The sequence below is a fragment of the Achromobacter aloeverae genome (genome assembly GCF_004121055.1).
Lineage (GTDB): Bacteria > Pseudomonadota > Gammaproteobacteria > Burkholderiales > Burkholderiaceae_B > Bordetella_C > Bordetella_C aloeverae.
The window spans coordinates 362,315-379,431 of sequence record NZ_PYAL01000007.1 but is presented as its reverse complement, the minus strand read 5'-3'; the positions used below and the strand labels follow the sequence as shown (position 1 = coordinate 379,431).

The 17,117-nt window shown below is 67.2% G+C and carries 15 protein-coding genes; 6 read left to right on the top strand and 9 right to left on the bottom strand.

What is annotated here, in order from left to right; translation table 11 throughout:
* Nucleotides 1-9: 9 nt before the first annotated feature.
* Complete coding sequence (locus C7R54_RS23120; RefSeq protein WP_129152954.1) at nucleotides 10-1,425, bottom strand: MmgE/PrpD family protein; 1,416 nt, start codon at nucleotides 1,423-1,425, stop codon at nucleotides 10-12.
* 252 nt (nucleotides 1,426-1,677) lie between these two features.
* On the opposite strand from C7R54_RS23120, the gene C7R54_RS23115 reads away from it, so the two are divergent.
* Nucleotides 1,678-2,391 carry a GntR family transcriptional regulator gene (locus tag C7R54_RS23115; protein WP_129152953.1) on the top strand — a complete coding sequence of 238 codons (714 nt, stop codon included), beginning with the start codon at nucleotides 1,678-1,680 and terminating at the stop codon, nucleotides 2,389-2,391.
* A gap of 55 nt (nucleotides 2,392-2,446) precedes the next feature.
* Here C7R54_RS23115 and pcaC read toward each other — a convergent pair whose 3' ends face one another.
* Nucleotides 2,447-2,857, bottom strand: a complete 411-nt coding sequence (pcaC, locus tag C7R54_RS23110) for a 4-carboxymuconolactone decarboxylase (protein ID WP_129152951.1) — start codon at nucleotides 2,855-2,857, stop codon at nucleotides 2,447-2,449.
* Nucleotides 2,858-3,018: 161 nt separating this feature from the next.
* On the opposite strand from pcaC, the gene C7R54_RS23105 reads away from it, so the two are divergent.
* Both C7R54_RS23105 and C7R54_RS23100 read left to right on the top strand, forming a co-directional pair.
* A complete protein-coding gene (locus tag C7R54_RS23105; RefSeq protein ID WP_129152950.1) occupies nucleotides 3,019-3,933 on the top strand; it encodes an NAD(P)-dependent oxidoreductase in 915 nt (304 codons plus the stop codon).
* A 111-nt stretch (nucleotides 3,934-4,044) separates the two neighbouring features.
* A complete protein-coding gene (locus C7R54_RS23100; protein WP_129152948.1) occupies nucleotides 4,045-5,034 on the top strand; it encodes a Bug family tripartite tricarboxylate transporter substrate binding protein in 990 nt (329 codons plus the stop codon).
* Between the two features lie 107 nt (nucleotides 5,035-5,141).
* Here C7R54_RS23100 and C7R54_RS23095 read toward each other — a convergent pair whose 3' ends face one another.
* Complete coding sequence (locus C7R54_RS23095) at nucleotides 5,142-5,921, bottom strand: SDR family oxidoreductase (RefSeq protein WP_129152946.1); 780 nt, start codon at nucleotides 5,919-5,921, stop codon at nucleotides 5,142-5,144.
* 356 nt (nucleotides 5,922-6,277) lie between these two features.
* On the opposite strand from C7R54_RS23095, the gene C7R54_RS23090 reads away from it, so the two are divergent.
* Nucleotides 6,278-7,255, top strand: a complete 978-nt coding sequence (locus C7R54_RS23090) for an MBL fold metallo-hydrolase (protein ID WP_129152944.1) — start codon at nucleotides 6,278-6,280, stop codon at nucleotides 7,253-7,255.
* A 136-nt stretch (nucleotides 7,256-7,391) separates the two neighbouring features.
* Here the strand turns inward: C7R54_RS23090 and C7R54_RS23085 are convergent, their stop codons facing one another.
* Nucleotides 7,392-8,657, bottom strand: coding sequence for an MFS transporter (locus C7R54_RS23085; RefSeq protein WP_129152942.1), 1,266 nt, complete (start codon nucleotides 8,655-8,657; stop codon nucleotides 7,392-7,394).
* Nucleotides 8,658-8,811: 154 nt separating this feature from the next.
* Complete coding sequence (locus C7R54_RS23080; protein WP_129152940.1) at nucleotides 8,812-9,798, bottom strand: tripartite tricarboxylate transporter substrate binding protein; 987 nt, start codon at nucleotides 9,796-9,798, stop codon at nucleotides 8,812-8,814.
* Nucleotides 9,799-10,214: 416 nt separating this feature from the next.
* On the opposite strand from C7R54_RS23080, the gene C7R54_RS23075 reads away from it, so the two are divergent.
* Nucleotides 10,215-11,405 (top strand): acyltransferase family protein, encoded by a 1,191-nt coding sequence (locus C7R54_RS23075; protein ID WP_158021269.1) that lies wholly within the window; start codon nucleotides 10,215-10,217, stop codon nucleotides 11,403-11,405.
* Here the strand turns inward: C7R54_RS23075 and C7R54_RS23070 are convergent.
* Nucleotides 11,374-12,255: an EamA family transporter gene (locus C7R54_RS23070; RefSeq protein ID WP_129152936.1), complete on the bottom strand. Its 882-nt coding sequence runs from the start codon at nucleotides 12,253-12,255 to the stop codon at nucleotides 11,374-11,376. The genes C7R54_RS23075 and C7R54_RS23070 overlap by 32 nt on opposite strands.
* A 138-nt stretch (nucleotides 12,256-12,393) precedes the next feature.
* Nucleotides 12,394-13,971, bottom strand: a complete 1,578-nt coding sequence (locus tag C7R54_RS23065) for an MFS transporter (RefSeq protein WP_129152934.1) — start codon at nucleotides 13,969-13,971, stop codon at nucleotides 12,394-12,396.
* Between the two features lie 211 nt (nucleotides 13,972-14,182).
* On the opposite strand from C7R54_RS23065, the gene C7R54_RS23060 reads away from it, so the two are divergent.
* Entirely contained in the window at nucleotides 14,183-15,106 is a 924-nt protein-coding gene (locus C7R54_RS23060; RefSeq protein ID WP_129152932.1) for a LysR family transcriptional regulator, read from the top strand.
* 57 nt (nucleotides 15,107-15,163) lie between these two features.
* Here the strand turns inward: C7R54_RS23060 and C7R54_RS23055 are convergent, their stop codons facing one another.
* Nucleotides 15,164-16,129 carry a Bug family tripartite tricarboxylate transporter substrate binding protein gene (locus tag C7R54_RS23055; protein WP_240039673.1) on the bottom strand — a complete coding sequence of 322 codons (966 nt, stop codon included), beginning with the start codon at nucleotides 16,127-16,129 and terminating at the stop codon, nucleotides 15,164-15,166.
* A 33-nt stretch (nucleotides 16,130-16,162) separates the two neighbouring features.
* Nucleotides 16,163-17,101, bottom strand: coding sequence for an SMP-30/gluconolactonase/LRE family protein (locus tag C7R54_RS23050; protein WP_129152930.1), 939 nt, complete (start codon nucleotides 17,099-17,101; stop codon nucleotides 16,163-16,165).
* Nucleotides 17,102-17,117 lie beyond the last annotated feature (16 nt).

Genomic DNA, 17,117 nt, shown 5'->3' with positions numbered 1-17,117 from the left:
ATCATGGAATCATGGATGGCGTTCCTCACCTTCCGCACGTTCCGCACGCGCGGCCATGCGCATGGGAAGGGACGCATCGGGGGCCCGCTCCAACGACCACACCGCTTCTATCAGCCGGTCGGCGTCGATGCCGGCGCCGCCGTAGCGGTTCAGTTCCCGCAGCTTCTGCTCGATTTCGTGGTCTTCCAGCGGACGGGCGAGGGAGCCGCGCGGCGTGGATATCTCGCGCCGCAACACCTGGCCGTCCGGGAAATCGATGCGCACTTGGACGGCGTCCACGGACATGGCGGCGTCGTCCTGGAACACGACACGCGACCCCAATGCCCGGAGGTCGGGATCGGCCACGGCTTCGTCCGAGAACTCCGCGAGACCCGCGCGACCGCGGACCAGCGATACCGCCACCGCATGCTGGGCGCAGACTTGCGATTGCCGGCCGCTCGAAATCGATGGACGATCGGTGCGCTGCCTGAGCAGGGGGTGGCCCCGCAGTTCGATGGATGCAATGCGGCGCCAGCCGCCTTCCGCGACCGCCGGCGCCTGCGCGAGTTCGAGGCAGGCGTCGATGACGGGATTCAGGACGACGCCGCAAGGATAGGGTTTGTAGGCGTTCTTCAGCAGCTCCCACCGTTCGCCCAGGCCTTCCGTGACCTCGCCAAGGCGGGGGGCTTCGCCCACGACGCGCAGGAAACCGCGTTCGCCTTCGAGGGGCTGGGCAGGTCCGTCCAGCCCCTCCTGGACCAGCAAGGCGGACAACAGGCCATTGCGCGCCGCATTGCCCACGCTGATGCTCTTTACCGCCGTACCCAACGTTTCCACCAGTCCGCCCGCCTGGACCGCGGCCGCGCCGATGACGTGGACGTTCCGCGCCGCGTCCAGTCCCAGGCAGCGCGCGCTGGCCAGCGCGGCGCCGAAGACGCCGCAGGTCGACGTGATGTGCCAGCCGCGCGCGTAATGCTCCGGCGAGATGGCATTGCCGATGCGGCAGGCGGCCTCGACGCCCAGGACGAAGGCGTGCAGCAGCTGCTGGCCGCTCAGGGGACGCGTCTCGGCCAGGGCAAACAGCGCCGGCGCGATCGGCGACGTGGGGTGGATGATGGTGGGATGATGCGTGTCGTCGAAGTCGTAGAGATTCGCCGCCATGGCATTGAGCGCCGCGGCGGTGGGCATGTCCACGCGCTCGGCACGGCCCGCCAGGCTGGCCTGTGATGGGCCCGAAAAGCGCGAAAAGGTGCGCAGGGCAGCGTCTATCGTCGGCGTGCGGGCGGCGGAAAGGGCGGCCGCGAAGAAATTCAACAAGGCACGGCATGCGGCATGGCGCACGCGCTCCGGCACGTCCTGCCATGGATGGTCGGCAACGAAACGGGCAAGTGTCGCGCTGGCGCTTGCACTTGCGGCTTCAGCGGAAGAGGGTGCTGTGGTTTTCATGATGTCCGCCATGTCTGCACACGACTTGTTTTGGGTATTATTAGAGGATTGTATGATTGAGTGATCTTAGTCGTGTGCCGGCGCATGCGCAAGGCGCGCCTTATACGTTATGGGAGGACGCGCGGGGACTCGTGGATTTGCCGGCTAAACTATCGGCTTCCAGATGATTCAAAGCGGATGATTCAAAGCGGACGTTTTGCAGCCGTCCTGGCACGTCCATCGATCGCCGGACCATACTTTCCCTAAAGACGCATGACTTCTCACGCAGAGACACAAGACGATTTCAAGGTCGAACGCGTTGCTTCGGTGCTGCGCCACCGCGTCACGGACAGTATCCGTAATGCGATCCTCGTTGGCCGCTTCAGTCCTGGTGAGCGCCTGCCCGAGCGCGAGCTTTGCGAGATGACCGGCGTCAGCCGCACCCTGGTGCGCGAGGCGCTGCGGCAGCTGGAATCCGAAGGGCTCATCGTGGTGATCCCGCATCGCGGGCCCGAGGTCGCGCGAGTGACGCCGGAACAGGCGCGGGGCATATACCAGGTACGCGAGGAACTTGAAGGCCTGGCCTGTCAGCTGTTCGCCGAATCCGCGTCGGATGCCCAGCTCGCGGAGTTGCGCGAGACCTTCCAGGCGCTCAAGCGTAGCTGGCCGCGCGGCACCGCCCTTGAACAGATCGCCAGCAAGAATGCGTTCTACCAGTGCCTGTTGGATGGCGCGGGCAATGAAGCGCTGATGACCACGCTGCGGCTGCTGAACTCCCGCATCATGCTGTTGCGCTCGACGTCCATGCAGGCGCCCGGCCGCGCCAAGCAGAGTATCGCGGAGCTGTCCGTGCTGATGCAGGCGCTGGAGGCGCGCGACGGCAAGGCGGCCCGGGCCGCCGGAAGCCTGCATGTGCGCAACGCCGCCAATGTCGCGATAGCGATACTCCGCGAATCGCTGGCGGCGCAGCCCGCCGCCGTGCAATAAATAGCGGTGACGTAGCGGGCGGCGCGGCGTTCGTCCCCGCGCGCCCCGGTCCGGATCAGGCGACCGGACCCTCTTTTTCCATCTCGGCAATGACTTCGCGTGCCGCTTTCATGGCATCGAGCGAAGCGGGCACGCCGCAATAGATGGCCGCCTGCAGCACCACCTCCACGATCTCGGCCTTGGTGATGCCATTGTTGATCGCGCCGCGCATGTGCAGGCGCAGCTCATTCGGCCGATTCAAGGCGATCAGCATCGCCAGGTTCAGGAAGCTCCTGGTCTTGCGTTCCAGTCCGGGCCGCGTCCAGACATCCCCCCAGCAGTATTCCGTGACCAGCTTCTGCAAAGGGGCCGTCAGGTCATCGGCGCTGTCCAGCGACTTGTTCACATAGGCGTCTCCGACGACGGCGCGACGCACTTCCAGGCCTTTCTTGAATTGTTCGGACTGAAACTCCGGCCTCATTGCCATGCTCTTTTCTCCCAGGGTTGAACCGCGGCGATGGGTCTTCCTGTTGCCATCGCCATTCGTATTACTATAATACAATCCTATTGTATTTGGATGGGCCGGATGGAAACAGGAGGCGGGTCGCCCCGCCTTCTCCCTGGAAAAACGAAGAGAGCGAGACTTCAATGACGACGGATATGCACCTGGGTTTTGTGGGCATCGGACGCATGGGCGCCCCGATGGTGGAGCGGCTGCTGAATGCCGGATACAAGGTCACCATTCACGACACGCAGCCGACCGCCCTGGCCTCGCTGGCGGCCAAGGGGGCGAGCATCGCCGCCTCGCCGAAGGCAGTGGCCGACGCGGCGGCGACGGTGCTGGTATCCCTGCCGACGCCGGACATCGTCCTGGCGGTCGCCCTGGGCGATGAAGGCCTGGCACTAGGCAAGGCCGTGCGTACCGTGGTCGACCTGTCCACCAGCGGATCGCAGGCGGCGCGCGCGTTGGCCGAGGGCCTGGCCAGGCACGGGATCGAGAGCATCGATTGCCCCGTGAGCGGCGGCGTTGCGGGCGCGGGTAAGGGCACGCTGGCGTTGATGGTCTCCGGCCCGCGTGCCAGTTTCGAGGCGCTGCAACCGGTGCTGGGCGTCCTGGGAAAATCCGTCCACGTCGGCGAGAAGCCCGGCATGGCGCAGACCATGAAGGTCATCAACAACCTGATTTCCGTCACCGCGCTGAGCGTCACGTCCGAACTGCTGGTCATGGGCGTGAAGGCCGGCCTGGATCCGGACATCATGCTGCGGATCATCAATGCGGGCTCCGGCCGCAGCAATGCGTCCGAAGACAAGATTCCGCGCTTCGTGCTTACCCGCAAGTTCGATTTCGGTTTCGCGCTGGGCCTGTCGGCCAAGGACGTGCGCCTGTGCCTTGAGGAGAGCGAGCAGCTGGGGATGAAGCTGCGCGTGGGTGACGCCGCGCGTCGTCTGTTGAACGATGCGCGCGACAAGTTCGGCAACGATGCGGACATGACCGAGATCATCCGCTACGTCGAAGAGGAAGTTGGCGTGGAGGTGCGGGGGAAAGCGGCTGGCGCCAAGTAGCCTGTCTTTGCGCGCTGGTTGGCTCATGTGTCCGCATGCGCGCGACGGGACGAAGGGCGGATCAAGAACCAAGAACAAAGCAAAGCCATAAAGCAAGCACGGAGACGATCGATGTACGGTTTTTCAAGAAACGGCGGCGGCCTGCTGCCACGCCTCGCGCTGTGCGCGGCAGCCCTGCTGGGCGCGAGCGTCGCCCATGCGGCATATCCGGAACGCCCGGTCCGGGTCATCGTGCCGTTCGCGGCCGGAGGCGGCGCGGACATCGTGGCGCGGCTGGTCTTCAAGGGCGTGAGCGAGCAGCTGGGCAAGGCATTCATCATCGACAACCGCGGGGGCGCGGGCGGCATCATCGGAACGGATGCGGTGGCCAAGGCCGAGCCCGATGGCTATACCTTGCTGCTGGGCCAGAGCGGCCCGAACGCCATCAACCCGTCGGTGTACAGCAAGCTTCCTTATGATGCGCGCAAGGACTTCGCGCCGGTGACGCAACTGACCCGCTACCCGTACGTCGTTGCCGTGAAGAAGCAATTGCCGGTCGATAACCTGAAGGAACTGATCGCGCTGGCGAAACGGCAGCCCGGGACGCTGACCGTGTCCACGGCGGGCCAGGGAAGTTCGGCGCACCTTGCCATCGAACTGTTCATGCGGCAAGCGGGGATTTCCATCAACGCGGTGCCCTACAAGGGCGCCGGCCCGGCCCTGCTGGATGTGGTCGGCGGCACCGTCGACATGACCTTCGGCGACGCGGCCTCTGCGTCCAAGCAAGCGCAGGCGAAGAACGTCAAGGCGGTGGCCGTCACCGGCGCCAAGCGGTCGCCCCTGCTACCCGACGTACCCACGGTCGCCGAAGCCGGCGTGCCGGGCTACGAGGCATCGGCCTGGCATGGCGTCCTGGCGCCGCGCGGCACGCCCGAGCCCATCATCCGCACACTGCAGGCGGCGATCGTCAAGGTGCTGGCGGATCCCGCCTTGAAGGCGCGCCTGGCGGAGGACGGCATCGAAACGGTAGGCAGTTCGCCGGAGGAGTTCAATCGCGCGCTGCTGGCGGAAATCGACAAGTGGCACACCGTGGTCGTGGAGGCCAACATCAAGCTCGAATAGTGCGTGGCTGCCCATCTTGGCTCCACGGAAACGATAGGCGGCTTTGGAAGGCAGCGCCCCGGACATGGCCGATATCCCGCGCCGCCGAGCTGATCCCTTGGAGGGGTCTAGAACGTGCCCGGGTAGCCGCCACCGTCCATCATGATGTTCTGCCCCGTCATGTAGCCGGTGTGTGCCGAGCATACGTAGGCGCACAGGGCGCCCAGTTCCTCGGGTTGGCCATAGCGGCCGGTGGGGTTGGCGCGGGCGCGCTCTTCCCAGAGGGTGTCGAACGGCTTGCCGGTCTGCTCGGACAGGCCTCGGATATGGCGAACCTGCGCGTCGGTGGCGAAGGCCCCGGGCAGCAGGTTGTTGATGGTGACGTTGTGCCGCGCCGTCTGCCGCGCCAGACCGGCGACGAAGCCGACCAGGCCGGCACGGGCGCCGTTGGACAAGCCCAGTTCGGCATGCGGCGCCTTGACGCTGCGCGACACGATGTTGACGATGCGGCCGAACCGGCGCGCGATCATGCCGTCGACCGTGCGGCGGATCATGTCGATGGGGCCCAGCATCATGGCATCGAGCGCGTCCAGCCAGTCCTGGCGCTCCCAGTCGCGGAAGTCTCCGGGCAAGGGGCCATCGGCATTGTTGACCAGGATATCGGGCGCCGGGCAGGCCGCGAGGGCCGCCGAACGGCCCGCGTCCAGGGTGAGGTCGGCAGCCACCCAGCCGACGGGCAGGCCGGCCTCGCGGGAGATCTCGTCGGCCGCGGCAGCCAGCGTCGCCGGTGTGCGGGCCGCCAGCGTCACGCGCACGCCTTCCAGCGCCAGCTGGCGCGCGCAGGCCCGCCCCATTCCCCGGCTGCCGCCGAACACGAGGGCCGACTTGCCCTTGATACCCAGATCCATGTGATAGCTCCCAAGGTCGAACGCCCGTTGCGCCGGACGCGCCGCGGCGATGCCGTCGGCCCCGCGCCGGTGCCCCGATACTACCGCGACCATCAAACGGGCGGAACGGGGCGCCGGCGCCATGGCGACCAGTTGGTCCCCTCACCATCCCGGCTACCAATTGGGCCGCCCAAGATGCCCCGCATACTGCGAATTCCGCATGGCAATCCAGGACGGGCGAAGCTAGACTAGCGCGGCGGTTGTCTGTGCCCGGCTGTCCTTGCGTGTTCCCCTGAGCGTGTCCTTGTGCGTGCCCTTGAGCGTGCCCTTGAGCGTGTCCTTGAGCTGTCCTGAGCGTGTCCCGTACGGAGCCCTACATGAAACCCCTCACGGTATTCCTTGCTGCGCTGACCCTGGCTTCCACCCTTCCGGCCGTCGCCGCCTCGCCGGATTCCAGGAATGTGCGCGTCACGCCGCTGGGCGGCATCGACGGTGAATTCTGCCCACAGGATCGCGCCCTGGTCTTCGAGGATCCCAATGGCACCCGCATCCTCTACGACCCGGGCCGCACCGTCGCGGGCGCCGGCGATCCCCGCCTGGGCAAGATCGATATCATCCTGGTCAGCCACATGCATGGCGATCACGTGGGCAATGCCCACAACAAGGCGCCCAATTCCGGCAGTTGCGAAAAGCCGGACGTGTCGGTCTCCGACGTGCCCAACACCAATGCCGTCAATATCGCGCTGGCCAAGCAATCGAAGATCGTCACGGGCAGCGAAATGCCGCCGTTCTTCGCCGCCAAGCTGAAGGCCAATGGCGGCGACCCCGCCAATGCCGTCCTGGCGCGCTTCGGCGGCAGCGTGGTGATCGGCGGCGTGCGCATCGCCACGGTGGCCGCGCTGCATAGCAACGGCCTGGACCCGGATCTCATCGGCGGCGATCTGGGCAAGCAGATGAAGGATGCCGGCATCGCCGGCGATGTCGGGCCGGCCACGGGCTACGTGCTGACGTTCAGCAACGGCCTGGTGGCCTACCTGTCAGGCGATACAGGAGTGCTCGCCGACCAGGAGTTCGTCGTCCGCGACCTGTACCACGCCAAGCTCGTGGTGATGAACATGGGCGACGGCTTTACCACGGGGCCGCGCGAGGCCGCCTATATCGTCAACAGCCTGGTCAAGCCCGCCTCGGTCATCCCCTCGCACGCCAACGAGGTGGGCACCGTCAATGGCAAGATCCGGCCAGGCAGCAAGACCGAGGCCTTCGTCAAGGCCGTGCACGTGCCGGTGCATGTGCCCTTGTCGGGCCGGACGATGGCCTTCGATGCAAAGGGGCTCTGCGTCGCGGGCTGCAAGTAGGGCGGCCTGGCCTGGCGCGGCCAAGCCAGGCCGCACAGGCGGACGCTGCAAGGGCGACGCTGCAAGGGCGAGGCCGGCCTGCCTGGCCACGCGATCGTCTCGCGCCAGGCAGGCGCGGGCGGACTCTCCGCCCGCCTCAGGTCGCGGGCGCAACGGCCTGCCCTTTGGACATGGCGGCGTAAGGGCTCACCCTGCCTATCCACCACATCGCAAGGACGATGCAGGCGCAGCACAGCCACCCGTTCACGCCGTAGCCGGAAATCCGCCCGGTGTCGGAAGTGCTCAGCGTCAAACCCCCGATCCACGCGCCGGTGCCCGTGGCGATCTGCTGCACCGCCGAATTCACGCTCATGAAGGCGCCGCGCCGGCGCGGTTCCGGAACGGTGGTCAGCAGCGCCTGGACCGGAATCATGCGCGAATTTCCCGATACCATGAAGAAGGGGAAAAGGACGATCAGGCACCACAGCGGCAACTGTGGAAGATGCGTGATGAAGAGGACCGGCGGCAGGGAACACAGCGCGGCCACCTGGAATACCCGGCGCTTGCCGTAGCGATCGGAAAGCCTGCCGACCAGGCGCGACGTGAAGAAGGTGGCGAAGCCGCCCGCCATGTAGATCAGCGAGATATTCTCCGGCTCCACGCCCAGGTTGCCCACGAAGGTCGGCGAGATGAAGGGCACGATCAGCATGTGCGAACCCATGACGATGGCCGTCAGGATGAAGCCGCGCACGTGCGACGGCTCGCGCAACAAGGACCATAGTTCCGGCAGCGTCCGGGAAAGCGGCACGGGCGGAATGCGGATGTGCGCGGTCAGGGTGGGCACCACCTTGCACGCGCCGGCCCAGATCAGGCCCGACAGCAGGACCAGTTCGAAGAACGGCGAACTCCAGCCGTAGTGCGCGCCCAGGACCACGCCCAGCGGTACGCCCGCCACGGCCGCCAGCGAGAACGAAGTCATTACCAGGCCCATCGCGGCGCCGCGGCGCTGCGGAGGAATGACGTCGCCGATGATCGCGAGCAGCACGGAGTTCAATACGCCGCCCGTCAGGCCGGCGAAGGCGCGCGACAGCAGCAGCGCGTGATAGTTCGTCGCCATCGCGCAGACCAGGTTGGACAGCGCGAAGAGCGCGTAGACCACCAGCATCATCGTGCGGCGGTCGAACCGGTCCACATAGGTCGCCGCCAGCAGGCCGGAAATGCCGGCGCACCAGGAATAGGCCGATACCGCCGCCGCGAAGGCCGCCGGCGTGATGGAGAAGGCATGCATGATCTGCGGTCCCAGCGGCATCATCACCATGAAGTCGACGATGATGGTGAACTGGGTCAGCGCGAGCAGCCACAGCAGGGCGCGCTCCCTGCCCGGGGTGAGCGGCGCGGCGGAATGGGTGTCGGAGGAAGACATGGATGACAAGGACGCGGTGCGCGGACGCACCAACGTGCGCCGCGCGTGATCGGGAGGACGATGAATTCAACAACTGGGCGCGAGTGCGGCCGGGTGTCGCCGAGGCGCGTCCAGGGCCGGCGCGGACCCCTGTCCGGGGCCGCCTGGCCATCTATCAATCTACGGATGCATGCGATTGTTGCACAATGACGCGCCAGCGTTCTATTTCGTCGGCCAGGTATTTCTTGAAGAAGGCCGGCGATTCCGCCATCGGCGCCATGCCCAGGTCGATGAAGCGCTGGCGCAGCTCGGGTTCCTTCATCGCCTGGTTGATGGCCTTGTTCAGCTTGTCGATGATGGGCGTGGGGGTGCCGGCGGGGGCGACGATGGAGTACCACGTGGCCACTTCCATGCCCGTGACGCCTTGCTCCGCCATGGTCGGTATGTCCGGCACGGCCGGGAAGCGCTTGGCGGCCGTGATGGCCAACGCCCGGATCTGGCCGCTTTCTATCAGCTGCTTGGAGCTGGGGATGTTGATGAAGCTGAAATCGGCCTCGCCGCTGATGACCGCGGTCAATGCGGGCGCCGAGCCCTTGTAGGGCACATGGGTAGCCTCGATGCCGGTCTTGAGCTTGAACAGCTCGCCGGACAGGTGCTGCGTGCTGCCGCTGCCGGCCGACGAAAAGTTCAACTTGCCGGGATGCTTCTTGGCATAGGCGATGAACTCGGACACGGACTTGACCGGCAGCTTGGGGTTGATCAGCAGCAGGTTGGGCGCCTCCGCGAACAGGGCGACCGGCTCGAAATCCTTGACGGCGTCGTAGTCGAGGTGGCGATACAAGGTCTTGTTCACGGCCAGGGCCGTCGACGACAGGGACAGCGTGTAGCCATCGGGCGCCGATCGCGCGACATAGGCCGCGCCTATGTTGGTGCCCGCGCCGGGGCGGTTCTCGACCACGATGTTGCCATGCAGGATGCTCGCCAGCTCCTTGGCCAGCAGGCGTGCCGCGACATCGTTGCCGCCCCCGGGGGTGTACCCCACCACGATCTTGATGGGGTGGTCGGGATAGTTGTCCGCGGCCTTGGACTGCGCGCAGGCGGCGCCGGATATCAGGGAAATGCCAAGAAAGGCTGTCGCAAGGCGGGTGCTTATCGATTTCACAGGCTAGTCTCCGTCGTTTTTATTCATGTCAGTGGCACTGCGCCAATGAGTCTGCGCCCTTCGGCGCGGCCCGGCATTCACTTTGGTCCAACCCCTCTTCAGTAAAACCGAAGGGTTGGCGGCCGGCGGGTCGGCCACCAGCCGTAACAGGTGCCGCCGTGCGACGAGCCGTCCTGCAGAGGTGGCCGCCCCTGACGAAGAACGGCTATCGGGTGTCCCCGCGTCCTGGGCCGCCCCGGAAGAGACGGAAGATACGGAAACATCCTTTGAGTTATCGAGATCTCCCGCCCCGGCATCGCGTGATAGCCTGCCCGGGAACTTGAATCGAGGAGGAACGAGCGATCACGGACCGCACTATCTCGCAAACATCGTCCTCGCCTCCGGAGGACGCCCACGCCGTGGGAGCGGCCGGGCGATTGGATAATCCGCCGTCGGCGCCAGGCCGGCGCGTCTCCCACCTGCCTTCACTGACGCCACTGCGCGGCATCGCCGCCGTCTGGGTGGTGCTCTATCACTACGGCGTGCTTTATTTTCCCGCGATGCGGCCGGACAGGCATACGGCCCTGCTGAACAAGGGATACCTGGCGGTGGACCTGTTCTTCCTGCTGAGCGGTTTCGTGATGGCGCACGTCTATCGCGAAACGTTCTCGCGCCAGGTCGACAAGCGCGGCTATTGGGCCTTCCTGTCGGCGCGGATCGCGCGCCTGTATCCGCTGCACCTCGCCGTGCTGGGGTTGTTCGTGGCGCTGGCGCTGGCGGTCTGCGCCGTGGAGTACGCCTCCGGCGGCCCCCTGTCGGGCATCCCCGTCACAGGCGTCCGATCCCTGCTGGCGCTGGTCGCCAATCTTTTCATGCTGCAGGGCCTGCATGCCAGCACCTTGAGCTGGAACTACGCGGCGTGGTCCATCAGCCTGGAGTTCATGGCGTACCTGGCCTTCCCCTTCGTGCTGGCGTGGGTATGGCGGGCCAGTCCGCGAACGCAGGCCTTGCTGGCGCTGGCCATGTGCACGATCCTGGCCGGATTGGCATGGTGGACCGGCGACGATTTCAACCAATGGGACGGGCCCACCACCTTGTTGCGCTGCCTGCCGGAATTCCTGCTCGGCACGCTGCTCTATCGCGCCTACCTGTCGCCGGCGCGCGCCGCGCTGTTGTCCGGCGACGCGGTGGCGATAGGCCTGCTGGCCGCGCTGCTGTTGACGCTGCATGCCAAGGGGCCGGACCTGATGGCGATCCTGCTGTTCGCGGGATTGTTGATGGCGGTGGTGTCCAACCGCAGCCGGATCGGGGCATGGCTGAACAGCAGTCCGCTGGTCTGGCTGGGCGAGGTCTCGTACGCCTTGTACCTGATCCATGGCCTGGTGCAGCATGCGGCCAGCGAAGTGCTGTCGCGGGGGCTGCATATCCAGGACCGCCATGCGCTGTCCTCCGGTACGTCGCTGTGGTTGCTGGCGCTGATGCTGGGAACCAGCCTGCTGCTGGCGGCTGCCTGCTATCGCTGGATCGAGAAGCCCGCGCAGCGATACCTGCGGGGCGCGCTGGCGCTGCGCAGCGGCGACCCGCGCAGGCGCAGCGCTACCCTTGTAGCGAAGCCGCCGCCGGGGTGACCGGCGACCGCTGCGACGTGAGGGCGGTGCCCATGGACGCCGCCATGATCAGGCCGATGGCCAGCCATTGGGTCGTGCTGAGATGTTCATCCAGCATGAGCAGGGCCAGCAGCGCCGCCGCCGCGGGCTCCATGCTGAGCATGATGCCGAAAGCCTGCTTGGGCAGGCGCTTGAGCGCCACCATTTCCAGCGACATGGGAATCGCGCTGGAGAGGGCGGCCACGCACAGGCCGACCAGGAGCACCGTGGGCGACAGCAGGGCCGTGCCGGCCTGCGCCGCGCCGATGGGAACGACGACGAGGGCGGCGACCGTCAGGCCCAGCGACACCGAATGCCCGGCGTGCAAATGCCCCACGCGCTTGCCGTTGAGGATGTACGTGGCCCAAAGCGCGGCTGCCGCGAGGGCGAACATGACGCCGGTGCGGTCCAGGGTGCTGACGTTGTTCACCATGGGCAGCAGCAGGCCCAGGCCGACGATGGCGAGCAGCACCCAGACGAAATCCAGCGGACGGCGGGACGCGAGCAAGGCCACCAGCAAGGGGCCGGAGAATTCGATGGCCACCGCCACGCCGAAGGGAATGGTGCGCAAGGCCATGTAGAAGCAAAGATTCATCGCGCCGAGCGCCGCGCCGTAATAGGCCACCCTGCGCGCGTCGCGTGCGCGCAGGGGCCAGCGCCACGGGCGCCACAGCAGCAGCAGGATCAGGGCCGAGAAGCCGACCCGCACGGCCGTCGTGCCCTGCGCCCCGACCAGTGGAAAAAGCGTGTGCTTGGCCCAGGAGGTGCCCAGCGCGAGAAAGATCACGGAGCCGAGGACGGACAGGAGCGGTAACAGCGTGGCGCGGCGCATGAGGGGCGGATGGTGGCGTGGGGCCGGGGGGTTAGCCCGGGTCGGGGCTGAATCTGAGCGGTGGTGGACGGGCTTGCAAAGAGTGCAACACCGTATTGCGCGATTTTGCCGTATTTCGCCGGCCTCTGCCTGCGCGGATCATTTGCCTGCGCCTGCGCCGCGCATGGTCAGGTAGCTGGCCAAGGCGAGCAACCATACGGCGAGGGCACCGTACAGCGTGATCCAGCCGAAGCCGTGCGTGATGGCGTCGCGGGCTATCGCCGCCAGCGTTGCCGGCGGCAAGCCGGTGGACACGACGGCCAGCTCGCGTGCGTCGCCCGAGGCGATGCGGCTGGCAAGTGCCTGGACCACCTCGCCGCCCGGCAGCGCGGGCAAGGCCGTACGCAGATGGGTGGCGACTCCCGCGACCAGCAGGAAACCCATCATGGCGATGTTCACCGACAGGGAAATCATGCGGGCGCTCATGTCCATGCCGGACGCCATGCCGGCGCGCGCGCTCGACACGGAGCCGGTCGACGTGTTGGTGACCGGGGTGTTGGTCAAGCCCAGTCCGGCGCCGGCCACCAGGCAGCCCGGCAGCACGGTCAGCCATGGGGTTACGCTGCCGATGCGCATCAGCGCGAATCCCAGCCCGATGGTGAACAGGCCGGCCGGAATGACGATGCCCGGCCGATAGCGCAGCGCCAGGCGTTCACCCAAGGGGGGAAAGACCAGCGTCGGCAGCGTGTAGGCCAGCAGCGAGGCGCCGGCGGTTGCCGCATCCTGGCCCAGGGCGCCCTGGAAGTAGATGGGCAGGTAGATGACCATGGGCCAGAAGCTGAAGTTCATGCCCGCCGAGCCCAGCAGTGCGCCGGAGAAGTTGCGCACGCGGAATACGGTGAAGTCGAACATGGGGTGCGCGGCGCGCGTTTCCGCCGCCAGGAAAGCGACGAGGGAAATCGCGCTTGCCGCCAGGGCGGCGAGGGCCGGCACGCTGTCGAAGCCGGCGTCGGCCCCCTGGGTCACGAAGTACGCCAGCCCCAGCACCGCAAGGGAGAGCGTGACGGTACCCGCGACGTCCAGCCGGCCTGCGTGGGGATCGCGCGATTCGCGCACGCTGCTCATGGCGAGCGCCCACGTCAGCACGGCGACGAACACATGCACCCAGAACACCCAGCGCCAACTGGAGACGGCGACGATGAGGCCGCCGATCAAAGGGCCGAAGCCCAGTCCGATGCCGAAGATGATGCCCCACGCGCCGAACGCCCTGGCGCGCGCGCCGGGCTGGTCGAACTGGTGCGAGAGCACCGCCACCAGGCAGATCAGCATGGCGCCGCCGCTGGCCCCTTGCAGGACGCGGGCGGCGATCAGCAGGGGCGTGCTCCAGGCCAGGCCGCACAGCAGGGACGACGCGCCGAACAGCACGATCGCGCAGAGGAACACGCGCTTGCGGCCATAGCGGTCGGCCAGCGTGCCGGTGGCCATCAGCACCGTGGTGCAGGCGATGGTGTAGCCGTTCATGATCCATTGCATGCCCTGGAAGCTGCCCTGCAGCGTGTGCTCCAGGATGGGCAGGACTACCGGCACGCTGGAAATCTCCAGGCCGGACATCAAGGCGGCCAGGCACACCGCCAGCAGGGCAAGGCGGTCGCGGAGCGAGAAGGCGCCGCGCGACGCGGGCCGAGGGCGGGGATCCGTGGGGGCCGTGGCGGGAACGTCGATTTCGCGGGCCTGCATGGTGCTGTCACTCCGTAAGGGAAAGGCGTCCAGCTCCTGGAAAAGGCGTGAGCTCCTGGCGAGGACGCGACGAACGGAGTTTATGGGAATAAAATTCCCAGATTGGCTAGATATATTCCTAGCTATTGATCCTGTAAGGATCCAATTCGGATCCAACGGGAGTCCGATACAGACCCAGGCGAGCCCCACCGGGACGCCTATCGGCGGTGCCATGATCGACAAACTGGACGGCGTCACCACCTTCGTGCAGGTGGTGGAAACCGGTGGATTCGCCCCCGCCGCGGCGCGGCTGGACCTGACCCGCTCGGCGGTCGGCAAGGCCATCGCCCGGCTGGAGGCCAGGCTGGGCGTGCGGCTCATCCAGCGCAACACGCGCAACCAGGCGCTGACCGCCGAGGGCCAGGCCTATTACGAACGCTGCGTGCGCGCGCTCGCCGAACTGGACGCGGGCGAAGCCGACCTGGACAGCGGGCGCATGGCGCCCAGCGGCCGGCTGCGCGTCAGCGTGCCCGAGGCATTCGGGCAGCTGTGCGTCGCGCCCGTGCTGCTGGACCTGGCGCGCCAGCACCCACGGCTGCACGTCGACCTGTCCTTCAGCGACCGCTACGTGGATCTTATCGAGGAAGGTTTCGACCTGGCCATCCGTATCGGCGCGCTGGAAGACAGCAGCACCCTGGCGGCGCGGCGCCTGGGCACGCAGCACACGGGCATAGGCGCGTCGCCGGCCTACCTGGCGCGCCATGGCGCCCCGCGCGATGTCGGCGACCTGGAAGGCCACGTGCGCATCGCCTATTCGCATGGCGGGGCGACCGCGGCATGGACGCTGCGCGATGCCGACGGGCGCGCGCGCCGGGTGGACGTGCCGGCGCAGATCAGCATGGACGATATCCAGGCCATCGCCAACGCGGCCGCCGACGGCCTGGGTCTCGCCTGGATGCCCGCCTGGCTGCTGGCGCGCTATGTCCAGCGCGGAGCGCTGGTGCAGGTGCTGGAGAACACCACCATCCAGCCGCAGGAGATCCACGCGGTCTGGCCGCGGGCCCGCCACCTGCGCTGCAAGACCCGCGCGGCCATCGATGCGCTGGCCGCGCGGATTCCGGCGCTGATGGGGGCCGGACCGCTTGCCGCGGGCTAGGCGCGGACGCATGTCGTTTTCCGGTCCCGGATCGTCAATTGCCTGGCGCGCGGCGGGTCACTCCGCCTTGATCTTGCCGTCCTTGATGACCTTGGCCCATTTCTCCGTGTCGCGCTGGATCAGCTCGCGGAACGCCTGGGGCGTCGATCCGGTGGGCTCGACACCCTGCGTGGCCAGGTTGTCGACCAGCGCCTTGGCGGTCAAGGCGCGACCCACCGCCGCGTTGAGGCTGGCCACCCGTTCCGGCGACATGCCTTTCGGGCCGAAGACGCCGTACCAGTTGCTGGCCTCGACGTTCGGTATGCCTTGCTCCGCCAGGGTGGGCACGTCGGGCAGGGCCTTCAGGCGCCGCGGGGCCGCGACGCCGATCGCCCTGAGCTGCTTGTCGCCGATGAAGGGCATCAGTCCCGAAACGTCGCCGAAGAAACCGTCCACGTGGCCGCCTATGGTGCCGGAGATGGCGGGCGCAGCGCCCTTGTAGGCAACATGCAGGAAGCCCACCTTGGTCTGCTGCTTGAACAGCTCGATGGCCATGTGCGGCATGCTGCCGATGCCGGAGGAGGCAAGGTTGGCCGGCTTGGCCTGCTGGCGCGACGCGGCCACGAAGTCCGCGGCGGAGCGCGCGGGATTGCCGGGCGCGACCACCAGCACCTCCGGCGTGTGCACCACCAGGGAAATGGGCGCCAGGTCTTCCAGCGGCTTGTACGGCAGGCTGGGATACAGGGAAGGATTGATGGCGATGGCGCCCGCCGAGCTGAGGAACAGCACGCTGCCGTCGGCCGGGCCGCGCATCACATACGTAATGGCGATGGCTCCGTTGGCGCCCGGCTTGTTCTCCACGATGACCGATTCCTTCAAGTCGTCGGCCAGTTCCCTGGCCAGGACGCGGGCCAGCGTGTCGGCCGGACCGCCAGGCGGAAAGGCCACCACCAGCCGCACGGGTTGCGCGGCGTGGCTGGCGGCGGCTGCCAGCCCGGCCATCATGGCGCCTGCCAGCATGGCGCGGCGGATATTCTTCTTCATGTCGTATCTCCTCCAGGCAAGGCGCGCGGCGGCTCAGCCGCCGGCGACACCCTGGGTATTCACGTACAACGAATAAATGGACGTGCAGGACGCCATGAACAGCCGGGTGCGATGCAGGCCGCCGAAGCACAGGTTCGCGCAGCGTTCGGGCAAGGCGATGTGGCCGATGGCATCGCCCTCCGGCGTGAATACCCGCACGCCGTCCAGTTCCTCCGTGCCCATGCCCCAGCCGCACCAGAGATTGCCGTCCACGTCGACCCGCAAGCCGTCCGGCGTGCCGGGGCCCGCATCGATCAGGACCTCGGGCCGGGACAGGCCTCGCCCGTCGTCGCTGACCCGCAGGACGACGATGTTGCGCGGCCGCGCGCGCGATTCGACGATGTACAGCCGCTTTTCGTCGGGAGAGAACGCGAGGCCGTTCGGGCCGTTGATGCCTTCGGCCACGACGGTGAGTTCGCCGGTCACGCCATCGATGCGATAGACATTGCCGGGCAGTTCCTGCACCGCCGGCTCGCCCTGGTAGTAGCCGACGATGCCGAAGGGCGGGTCCGTGAACCAGATGGAGCCATCCGATTTGACGACGACGTCGTTGGGCGAGTTCAGGGGCTTGCCGTCGTGGCGGTCCGCCAGCACCGCGATGCGGCCATCGTGCTCCGTGCGCGTGACGCGCCGCCCACGATGTTCGCAGGTGATGAGCCGTCCCTGCCGGTCGCGGGTGTTGCCGTTGGCGTGATTGGACGGCGAACGGTACACCTGGACGCTGTTGCCGATCTCGTCCCAGCGCAGGATGCGGTCGTTCGGGATGTCGCTCCAGAGCAGGTAGCGGCCATCGCCAAACCACACGGGTCCCTCGGCCCAGCGGCATCCGGTCGCCAGCCGTTCGACGGCGGTGGACGCCAGATGGTATTTCTCGAAGCGGTGGTCCAGCACGCGGATGGCTGGGTCGGGGTAGCGTTGCGAGGGTTGCCACATGATGCATGTCCCTGGT